The following is a 10,652-nucleotide window of genomic DNA, read 5'->3' on the forward strand; positions in this document are numbered from 1 at the left end:
CGGTCCACGTTACAGAGGCCGGATTTGCAGCCGTGCCCCGTGTTTGCAAGGATTTGCGAAGCAATCTCGGGATGTACATGACTTCGACGGAGTCGCGCAGCGCCGCGCGACGCGACCCGCTCACCCCCAAGGTTGACTCTTGATGACGAAACGACTGCTGCGCCGCCGCCCTGTCGCGGCCCGCTCCATCCCCCTGCTCCTCGGACTCGCTCTCATCGCGGGTGCCATGGCGGGCGCGGTGACCGCGTCCGCCGGCGCGACGGTGATCCAGGACGACTTCGACCGGAGCGTCGGCTCGGGCTGGGGCAAGGCGTCGAGCGGTCAGGCGTACACGACCGGCTCCGCCCAGCGGCTGTCGGTCAGCGCAGGCGCGGGTCGGGTCGACCTCCCGGCCGCCACCAACGCCGCGGCCATCGCCGAGGGCGTCAAGCTCGGTGACTCCTACGCCAAGGCGGTCGTCTCCTTCGAGCGCGTCGGGGACGGCGTCTCCAACGGAGTGTCCTCGTCGCTGCTCCTGCGCCGCAAGGGCCTGGGGTTCTACTACGAGGCGCGCCTGCGCCAGCTCGCGCCCGGTCGGTTCGGCCTGACGGTCCTGCGCAGCGACCGCACCTCGTCCGCCGCCATCGCGGGGGAGACCGTCGTCGCCACCAACGTCGCGTCCGGTCAGAAGCTGTCGGTCGAGTTCGTCGCGACGGGCAGTGCCACCGTCGACCTCAAGGCCAGGGCCTGGGTCAGCGGCGCGTCCATGCCGTCGTGGCAGGTGACGGGGCGCGACGCGTCGTCGTCCCGGGTCACCGAGGGATCTCCCGGCCTGAAGTTCGACGCGTCGGCCGGGTCGGCCCGCACCACCGTCCTGGTCCACCAGTACCGCGCGGCCGACACCGGCGAGAGCACGCCGAACACCGGCAGCACGCGTCACCTCGCCGACGACTTCTCGCGTCGCTGGACCGAGGGTTGGGGCGCGTCGACCAGCGGCGCCCTGTACGCGACCGGCGCGCCGGGCCGGCTCTCCGTCGACGGCTCCCGGGGACGGGCCGAGGTCCAGCCCGGCAAGTCCGCGGCCTCCGTCGCCGAGGGTGTCAGCCTGACCGACGCGTCGATCACGGCGGACCTGGCGGTCGAGACGGCCCAGCGCGGAGGCGGAGCGACGTCCGCCGTCCTGCTGCGGCGCTCGGTGTCCGGGCGCTACTACGAGGCGCGCCTGCACCACCTCGCCAGCGGCGGTCTCGGGCTCTCGATCCACCGCACCGCCGACGGTTCCACCACGACCATGGTGGCCCAGAAGACCGTGCTGGCGAGCGTGCCGGCGAACCGGTCGGTCACCGTCCAGTTCTCCACGGTCGGCGACGCGAAGGTCGACCTCAAGGCCCGGGCGTGGCTGACGGGCGCCGGCCCGGCACCCGACTGGCAGGTCGTCGGCTCGGACTCGTCCGCCGCCCGACTGCGGGCGGGCGGCGCACCCGGCCTGAAGTTCGACGTGTCACCGGACGGTGTCACCACGGTCGTCCGCGCCGACAACCTCGCGACGGCCGCAGCGGTCGCCGCGGGCACCCCGACGCCGACGACGCCCACCCCCACTCCGCCTCCCGCGACGGCTACCACGCCGGCGCCGACGCCCACCCCCGCTCCCACGACGCCCGCGCCGTCCGCTCCGTCGGCGGTCGGGTCCCTCCCGGTGGGTCAGGCCAGCTACCCGGTCCCCGCGAACGCCGTGTACGTGGCGCCGCTGGGGTCGCGGACGGGCCAGGGCACCAAGGCCGATCCGTACGGAAGCTTCGGCTACGCCCTCGAGAAGGCCAAGGCCGGCTCGACCCTCGTCCTGCGGGGCGGCACCTTCCACGAGAGTGTGCTGATCGACAAGTCCCTCACGGGCATCACCGTCCAGAACCATCCCGGCGAGGCCGTCTGGTTCGACGGCTCGAAGACGGTCTCCACCTGGGCGTCGAGCGGGTCGCGCTGGGTCGCCTCCGGTTGGAACGCCGTGTTCGACCACCGCATCATGTCCGGATCCACCGACGAGACGAGCCGCTGGGTCGATCCCGCCCGCCCCCTGGCCAGCTACCCCGACCAGGTCTGGATCGGGGACAAGGCCCTGACGCAGGTCGCCTCGGAGTCGGCCGTGTCGGCGGGCGAGTTCTACGTCGACAAGGCGGGCAAGCGCCTCGTCGTCGGTGACAACCCGGCCGGGAAGTCGGTCCGTGCCAGCGCGTTGAAGCGGGCGATGGAGATCCACGCGACGGACGCGGTGGTGCGAGGCATCGGCGTGCGCCGGTACGCGACGACGAAGAACGACTTCGCCGCCGTCATCGCGGGCGTGTCCGGGATCGAGTTCGAGAACGTGGTGGTGGAGGAGAACGCGTGGCTCGGCATCGCCGCCTGGGCCTCTGGCCAGCGCTACCGCAACGTCACGGTGTCGGAGAACGCCATCATGGGGTTCGGCGGCAACAACACCAACGACCTGGTGGTCGAGAAGTCGGTCTTCCGGGGCAACAACGCGCAGGGCTTCAAGCCGACTCCCGTGGCCTCGGGCATCAAGATCACCCGGGCGAAGGACGTGGTCCTGCGTGACAACGTCGTGGCCGACACCCGCCACGCGGGCGGCATCTGGTTCGACGTGTCGTCCTCGAACCTCGAAATCGTGGGCAACTCGGTCTCCGGCAACGCGGCCGGCGTCATGATCGAGCTGAGCGAGGATGCGGTCGTCGCGGACAACCACATCTTCGGCAACGACGGCACCGGCCTGCGGATCCAGGCCTCGGGCTCGGTCGACGTCTGGAACAACACGATCGTCGGCAACCCGCGGCCGTTCGCGGTGTGGGACGACGAGCGGAAGCAGGACGTCAAGGCACTGGCCGCGACGATCCCGTGGGTGGTCGACGACATCAGCTTCCACAACAACGTGGTGAGCATGACCGGCTCCAACACCTGCCCGATCCTGACGCAGGACGAGGCGCAGGTCCGGACGGGCAACGAGTTCGGCATCACGTCGAACAACAACGCCTTCCACCGTCCCGGCGCGCAGTCCCCGGCGAACTTCGCCTGCTGGGCCAACGGCATCTACCAGGTCAAGAGCTTCAAGAACCTGCAGCAGTTCCGTGACGGCACCGGCAACGACAAGGCCTCCGTCCTCACCGAGGGAGCGGCCATCGTCGACGCCAAGGGCGCGGCGGGCGCATCGACCAGGGCGTCGGTGGGGAGCGTCGCAGCCGGCCTCCCGGCCGCGATCGCCGCGGCGACCGGTCAGCGTGCCGGGGTGGAGGCTCTGGGTGCGTTCACGGAGCGCCGTGGGTGACCCTGGCCCAGCGCCGGAGGTAGGCGGCGGCGGCCCGGGCCGGCTCGGGGTCGTCGTCGTCAACTACGGCTCGAGCGAGCTGCTGCGCCAGAACCTGGCGAGCATCCCGTTCTCCGCCGAGACCGTCGTGGTGGTCGTGGACAACCACTCCTCGGCGGCCGAGCGATCGACGGTGCGAGCGCTCATCGACCAGCGGTCGTGGGTGGGCGTCTACCCGCAGGCGAACCTCGGCTTCGGCGGAGGCTGCAACGTCGGGGTGGAGGAGGCGCTGGCGCGCGGGGTCACCCGTATCCTGCTGCTCAACCCGGACGCCTCGATCGACGCGCCCTCCGTGGCCCGCCTGGAGTCGGCGGTGAGGGACCGACCCCTGTCGCTCGTGGCGCCGACGATCCTGACCGGCACGGGCGCGGTGTGGTCGGCAGGAACCGACGTGCTGCTCGACTCCGGGGACATGCGCGCCTGGGCCCGGCGGGTCGAGGGCGAGCGTCGCCTGCCCTGGCTCTCGGGCGCCTGCCTGATGCTCTCCGCGGAGTTGTGGCGACGGATCGGTGGCTTCGAGGAGGACTACTTCCTCTACTGGGAGGACGTCGACCTCTCGGCGAAGGTGCTGGAGGCCGGGGGAGCGGTGGAGCTCGTGGCGGGGGCGACGGCCGTGCACGACGAGGGCGGCACCCACGAGGGCGGGGGCGGGGCCCGGGCGAAGTCGTCGCTCTACTACTTCTACAACACGCGCAACCGCCTGCTGTTCGCCCACCGGCACCTCGACCGCGACGACGTGCGTCGGTGGGAGCGCCGGGCCTGGCAGGCCGGCCGCGGCATCCTGCTGCGCGGCGGACGCCGGCAGCTCGTCCGCCCGCACCGCACCCTGTGGCCCGTCATCCGTGGCACGGTCTCCGGATGGCGAGCCAGTCGCCGTCCTCGTCCGCTCGGACAGCGGGTCCGCGTGTACGAGGGCCTGCGGACCGCCCACCTGGAGCGCTTCCACCAGTGGGAGCCGGCCTCGGTGCTCTACGGCGGACGCAACTACGACTTCGCCGAGGAGCTGCTGCGGGGCCTGGACGTGCGCCGCTTCGGCAGCACCGCGAGCCTCGCCCGTGACCTGCTCCGTGCCGACGTGCGCCAGCTCGAGGTCAACGAGCCGCTCATGCTCTCGGCGGTCAAGAACAGCCTCGTGGCCGCGGTCGCGGTGCGACTCCGGGGGCTCGTCGCAGGGCGGCGCGTCCGCATCGTCAGCTACGCGATCGGCAACGACGACCCGTTCACCTCGCCGAGTCCTCGGCTGGCGTCCTGGTGGCGACGACGGCTGTACCGCGCGATGGTGCGCCTGCTGATGCTCCAGGTCGACCGCCTGGCCGTCGGCACCGAGGGGGCCATGGTCCAGTACCGCCCCTACCGGACCCGGCGCTCTGCGCAGGTGCGTCTGGTGCCGGCGCTGCCGGAGCCGTGTGCGGTCTGTCCGCTGGACGGCGCCCGGACCGCGGTGGTGTTCCTCGGCGCGTTCGACGAGCGCAAGGGCCTGCGCCAGCTCCTCGAGGCCTGGCCGAAGATCCGCGCGTCCGCTCCCGGGGTCCCGTTGCGGATCCTCGGCAAGGGCGACCTGCGCCCTCTCGCTGAGGAGGCGGCGGCCACCTGGGACGAGGTCACCGTCCATGTCGATCCGAGCCGCGAGCTCATCCATCGGGAGCTGGCGTCGGCCGCGGTGCTCGTCCTGCTCTCCCAGCCCACCCCGACGTGGCGTGAGCAGGTGGGGCTGCCCCTCGTCGAGGCGTTGGCCCACGGCTGCGAGGTGGTGGCCACGACGGAGACGGGGATCGCCGACTGGCTGGCCGGACACGGACACCGGGTGCTGGATCCTCGGACCGCCGGACCGGACGAGGTCGCGGCCGCCGTGCGGCAGGCGCTGGCTGCCGATCGTGCGGCGGGAGACGTCCTCAGGGACCTGCCCACGGTCGACGGACGGCTGGCCGCCGACCGCTGGATGTTCTCCTGAGCGCTACGTCCAGCCGATCGCGGCGGCGAGTCGATCCGCGAGGTGCCGGCTGGTGAAGTCGTCCTCGATGCGCTGACGGGCGTCGCGGCCCATCGCCGCGGCCCGCGCCGGGTCGTCGACGAGCTCGATCAACCGCTCGACCAGGTGGTCGACCGATCCGGGCCGGGTCAGGAAGCCGGTCACGCCGTCGTCGACGTAGTCCTCGGCGCCGGGGGTGTGCGTGAGGATCGCCGGCCGCCCGGTGGCCTGGGCCTCGAGCGAGACGGTCATGCCCGAGACGTGGAGGTTGGGACGGGTCGCGATCGCCACCACCGAGGCCCGGCGATACATCTCGCGCAGCTCGGCGTGCGGGAGGTGGGGGACGATCGTGACCCCGCGGCCGGAGGACACGGCCTTCGTCTGCAGCACGGCGCGGACGTGCGGACGGGCGCGCACGACCTGCTCGAAGGCGGTCAGGATCGACTCGTGGTCACGGTCGCGGTCGCCCCCGGCGCTGAAGAGCAGCGGCTGGTCGGGGTAGGGCGCGGGTGAGAAGAACTGCTCGTCGACGCCGAACTTCACGAACGCGCAGGGTGTCCCACCGTCGACCAGTCGGTCCATGGCGTCGAGCTGCCCCCGACTGAGGACCCAGACCGACCTCATGGCCGACAGGGTCCTGCGGACGCCGGCCAGGGAGCGGGCGTCGAGCCGCTCCAGCTGGTCGGTGGCCCAGATGACACCGCAGTGCATGCGGCCGTAGCGCCGGGACACCGCCATGGTGTGGGCCGTGCCCTCGTCCCAGGCCAGTCCGAGTCGGTCGTGGCGCGCCGGCCGGGGAGACAGGCGCCATGCGAGGCGCCCGCCTCGCGACGGGGCGTCCAGGTGCGTCACCCGGACGGGTCGGTCGGGACGGTCGAGTCGCTCCAGGCCGTAGGGCCACCGACCGGGTACCTCGCCACGTGCGTGCCGCTCGCTCCACGCGGCGGAGGCGACGGGGAACACGAACTCGGCCTCGACCATGCGCACTCCGTTCGGCCCCGAGATGTCCAGCGATGATTGGCCACCGTACCGGAGGTCCGGCGGGTGCCGTCGCGTCCGTCCCGGCGCGTCGGAACGGGCCGAACGGCCGGTCAGGCCTGTGAGGGATGTGACTGGAGGGTGTGAAGAAAACGCAGGGGCCAAACGCTATTTCTGAGGTCAACCATTCGGCGAACGGTGTATCGAACAGCGTGTTTGACTGCTCGTGTTCCAACGAATTCGCCGGGGGGAAACGCGACTTTCGTGGGCATCCAGCACGGTGCACTGATCAAAGGACTACGCACGTGAACAGCATGCTTCGCCGGCCCCTCGTCGCTGTCGGCACCCTTTCCCTCCTGGTCCTGGCCGTGGTCGTCCCGTCGATCACCGGCGCCGGCGCTGCGGAGCCGCTGCCCGAGACGGTCACGGCCGACGCCCTGCCCACGGCACAGATCAACGGCAAGGCCACGACCGTGCTCATCGTGAACGACACGGTCTACGCCGGAGGCGAGTTCACCAGTGCACGACCGCCCGGTGCCGCCGCCGGCACCAGCGAGAGCCCGCGGTGGAACGCGATGTCGTTCGACCTGAAGACCGGGGCGCTCAACAGTTGGGCGCCCCAGTTCAACGGCCAGGTCAAGGACATCGCGACGAACCCGGCCAAGACGAAGCTCTACGTCGTCGGAGCCTTCACCCAGGTCAACGGCATCGCCCGCAACCGCATCGCGGTCTTCGACCTCCCCAGCGGCAACCTCAACAACGTCGCCCCCAACATCAACGGCATCACGAGCACGGTCGCCGCGACGAACGACGCGATCTTCGTGGGCGGCTACTTCACGGGCGTGAACAACCTGCCGCGCGGCCGCGCCGCGGCGATCGACGCCTCGAACGGTGCGACGCTGCCCTGGCGCAGGGACGCCGACAACAACCAGGTGCAGTCGATGGAGGTGTCCGCCAGTGCCAACAAGGTCCTGATGACCGGCAACTTCACGTCGGTGGGCGGCAGCAGCGAGCCGGGGTACGGCCTGTTCCTCTCGGACGCGACCTCGGGCGATCCGCTGCCGATGCCGGTGAACAGCCAGGTGCGTGACGCCGGGGCGAACTCCGGCATCGCCAAGACCGACAGCGACGGTGAGAAGTTCTACGGCGTCGGCTGGCACTACGGCTCGGGTGGCAACGTGGAGGGGACCTTCGCCGCGAACTGGAGCGACGGATCGCTGGAGTGGATCGAGGACTGCCACGGCGACACGTACGACGTCGCCGCGACCTCGGAGGTCGTCTACACGGCGAGCCACAAGCACTACTGCGGCAACAGCAACGGCTTCCCGCAGTCGGAGCCGTGGTCGTACTACCACTCGAACGCGTTCAGCAACGACGTGCGTGGCACCAACACGCCTGACATCTACGGCTACGAGGACCACCCGGGCGCGCCGCGCCCCGAGCTCCTGAACTGGTGGCCCACCGCCGCCGTCGGCTCGATCAGCGGCCAGGCCACGTGGGCCGTGGACGCGGAGGGCGACTACACCGTCTTCGGCGGCGAGTTCCCGCGGATCAACGGCCAGGCGCAGGCCGGACTGGTCCGCTACGCGAAGCGCTCCGTCGCCTCGAACCCGAAGAAGCGCGGACCGCAGAACTCGGCCGCGGCGATCAATCCGTCGGCGCGCAGCGTCCGTCCCGGCGAGGTCCGGCTCTCGTGGCCGGCCAACCGCGACCAGGACAGCGCCAAGCTGACCTACCGGATCTACCGCGACAACGTCAACGCCGCCGGCCTGGTCCACGAGGAGGTCCAGACGGCTCGCTGGTGGGAGGGCAAGCCCATGTCCTTCACGGACACCGGCCTGACCCCGGGCGCCTCGGTGCGGTACCAGCTGAGGGTCCTCGACGACGACGGGAACCTCGCCACCTCCAACTGGGTGACCACGACGGTCGCGCTCGAGGACACCCTCGGCACGTACGGCAACGCCGTCTTCGACGACGGGGCGACCAAGTACTGGCGCCTCGGCGACAGCGGCAACACGGTCGCCGACTGGCTCGGCAACGACGACACGACGGCCGGGTCGGGCGTGTCCCGAGGCACGGCGGGCGCGCTGAACAACTCGACCGACACGGCCTCTGCGTTCAACGGCACCGCCAACGGACGGGTGATCTCCACGCAGCTCACGCCCGGCACGAACACCTTCTCGACCGAGGTGTGGTTCAAGACCTCCTCCTCGGCCGGTGGCAAGATCGCCGGCTTCGGCAGCAGCGCGAGCGGTGACTCCAACAACTACGACCGCCACCTCATGATGAACACGGCCGGCCGCCTCGTCTTCGGCGTCTACCCCGGTGCTGAGCGGACGGTGACCTCGACGCGGTCGTACAACGACGGCCAGTGGCACCAGGCCGTGGCCTCCCTGAGCCCCGGCGGCCAGGTCCTCTACGTCGACGGCAAGCGGGTCGCCCAGCGCACCGACACGACGTCGGCGCAGGCCTACAACGGCTACTGGCGTCTCGGCGGTGACAACACCTGGACCGGTGCCAAGAACTTCAACGGCCAGATCGACGAGTTCTCCGTGTACCCGACGGCGCTGACCGCCGCGCAGGTCAACGACCACTGGATGAAGAGCGGCCGCTCCTCGGCGCTCAAGACCGTTCCCGCGGACTCGTACGGCGCTGCCGTGTTCAACGACAGCCCCGAGATGTACTGGCGCCTGACGGACACCGGCTCCACGGCGACCGACTCCGCCGTGATGGGCGAGCAGGAGGGCACGATCGCCGGCAACAAGACCGCGGGGCGTCCCGGCGTCATCCCCGGGAACACGGCGATCGGCCTCGGTCCCAACACGGGCCTGTTCGGCCTGAACCCCGGTGGCGTCGTGGTCTCCAAGGCGCAGTCCGCCGCACCGGCGACCTTCAGCCAGGAGGTCTGGTTCAAGACGACGATGACCGGCGTGGGGCGCATCTTCGGGTTCGGCTCCAGCAGCGGCACGGCCGCCTCGTCGAACTACGACCGGCAGCTCTGGCTGGCGAACGGGCGCCTGAACTTCGGTGTCCACCCCGGGACCAGCGTCGTCATCACGTCGAGCGACACGCTGAACGACGGCCAGTGGCACCACGTCGTCTCCACGCTCGGACCTGACGGGATGAGGCTCTACGTCGACGGTGAGCTCGACGCCACCCACGCGAACACGTCCGCCCAGGCCTACAACGGCTACTGGAAGCTCGGTGGCGACCGGCAGTGGACCGACTCGTCCACGGCCTGGTTCAACGGCGACCTCGACGAGGCCGCGGTCTACTCCCGGCCCCTGTCGACCTCCGACGTCCAGCGGCACTTCCTGGCCGGCGGCGGCGACCTGCCGAACGTCGAGCCGACCGCGGACTTCACGGTGACCAAGGACGGCCTGAAGGCGGACTTCACGTCGGCCGCCACGGACGTCGACGGCACGATCGCGTCGTACCTGTGGAACTTCGGCGACGGTGAGACCAGCACCGCGGCGAACCCGTCGCACACGTACGACGAGGAGGGCGTCTACACCGTCACGCTGACGGTGACGGACAACGAGGGTGGCCAGGGGACGTTCTCGGCACCCCTCACGATGGAGCTGCCGAACGTCGCCCCGGTCGCCGACTTCCGCACGACGGTGACGCCCGGGTCGAGGACGGTGCAGTTCACGTCCGAGTCCAGCGACAGCGACGGGGCGATCACGTCCCACGTCTGGGACTTCGGCGACGGGGCCACGTCGACCGACCAGAACCCCGCGCACGACTTCGGGAGCTTCGGCACCCACGAGGTCACGCTGACGGTCACCGACAACGAGGGCGCCACGTCGTCCAGGACCAGGACGGTCTCCCTGGAGGCGCCGAACCAGCCGCCGGTGGCCGCCTTCGCCGCGACGGTCAAGGGCCTCAAGATCACGGTGGACGCTGGCGGATCGAATGATCCCGACGGCACGATCGCGTCCTACGACTGGGACTTCGACGAGGGTGACGACGGATCCGGAGTGTCGGCGACGCACACCTACGCCGCGGCCGGGACCTACACGGTCACGCTGACGGTCACGGACGACGACGGCGCCACGGACACCGAGACCCACGAGGTCACGGTGACGGTTCCCGCCGCGACGAACGTCGTCGCGAAGGATGCGTTCGAGCGGGCGGTGTCGGGGTCGTGGGGCACGGCTGATGACGGTGGTGTCTGGTCGACGCCGGCGTCGGCGCAGCGGTACTCGGTGGCCGGGGGTGCGGGTGTGCTCGCGCTGCCGGCGGGCGGGACCGTGGCGGCCACGTTGGGTGAGGTCGAGTCGGCGAACACGCGGGTGACCGGGGTGTTCTCGGTCGACAAGCTGTACGAGGCGACGTACGTGTCGTTGGTGGGCCGCAAGGTGGGCAGCAACG

At 70.9% G+C, this 10,652-nt stretch carries 4 protein-coding genes; 3 read left to right on the forward strand and 1 reads right to left on the reverse strand.

Annotated elements, in window-relative coordinates; translation table 11 throughout:
- Positions 1-142 precede the first annotated feature (142 nt).
- Both AFL01nite_RS10745 and AFL01nite_RS10750 read left to right on the forward strand, forming a co-directional pair.
- Positions 143-3,292, forward strand: coding sequence for a right-handed parallel beta-helix repeat-containing protein (locus tag AFL01nite_RS10745; protein ID WP_146827678.1), 3,150 nt, complete (start codon positions 143-145; stop codon positions 3,290-3,292).
- A complete protein-coding gene (locus tag AFL01nite_RS10750) occupies positions 3,285-5,282 on the forward strand; it encodes a glycosyltransferase (protein WP_146827679.1) in 1,998 nt (665 codons plus the stop codon). The genes AFL01nite_RS10745 and AFL01nite_RS10750 overlap by 8 nt, the downstream gene beginning before the upstream one ends.
- A gap of 3 nt (positions 5,283-5,285) precedes the next feature.
- On the opposite strand, the gene AFL01nite_RS10755 is transcribed toward AFL01nite_RS10750, so the two are convergent.
- Positions 5,286-6,281, reverse strand: a complete 996-nt coding sequence (locus tag AFL01nite_RS10755; RefSeq protein WP_146827680.1) for a glycosyltransferase family 4 protein — start codon at positions 6,279-6,281, stop codon at positions 5,286-5,288.
- A 311-nt stretch (positions 6,282-6,592) separates the two neighbouring features.
- Here AFL01nite_RS10755 and AFL01nite_RS15620 point away from each other — a divergent pair.
- The coding region (locus AFL01nite_RS15620; protein ID WP_246119684.1) for a PKD domain-containing protein at positions 6,593-10,652 on the forward strand (4,060 nt) is incomplete at its 3' end.

This window comes from Aeromicrobium flavum (assembly GCF_007992115.1).
GTDB lineage: Bacteria > Actinomycetota > Actinomycetes > Propionibacteriales > Nocardioidaceae > Aeromicrobium > Aeromicrobium flavum.

What these genes read in the sequence shown, in the direction of transcription:
- AFL01nite_RS10745 (WP_146827678.1), top strand. Translation starts at nt 143, where the DNA reads ATGACGAAACGACTGCTGCGCCGCCGCCCTGTCGCGGCCCGCTCCATC.
- AFL01nite_RS10755 (WP_146827680.1), bottom strand. Translation starts at nt 6,281, where the DNA reads ATGGTCGAGGCCGAGTTCGTGTTCCCCGTCGCCTCCGCCGCGTGGAGC.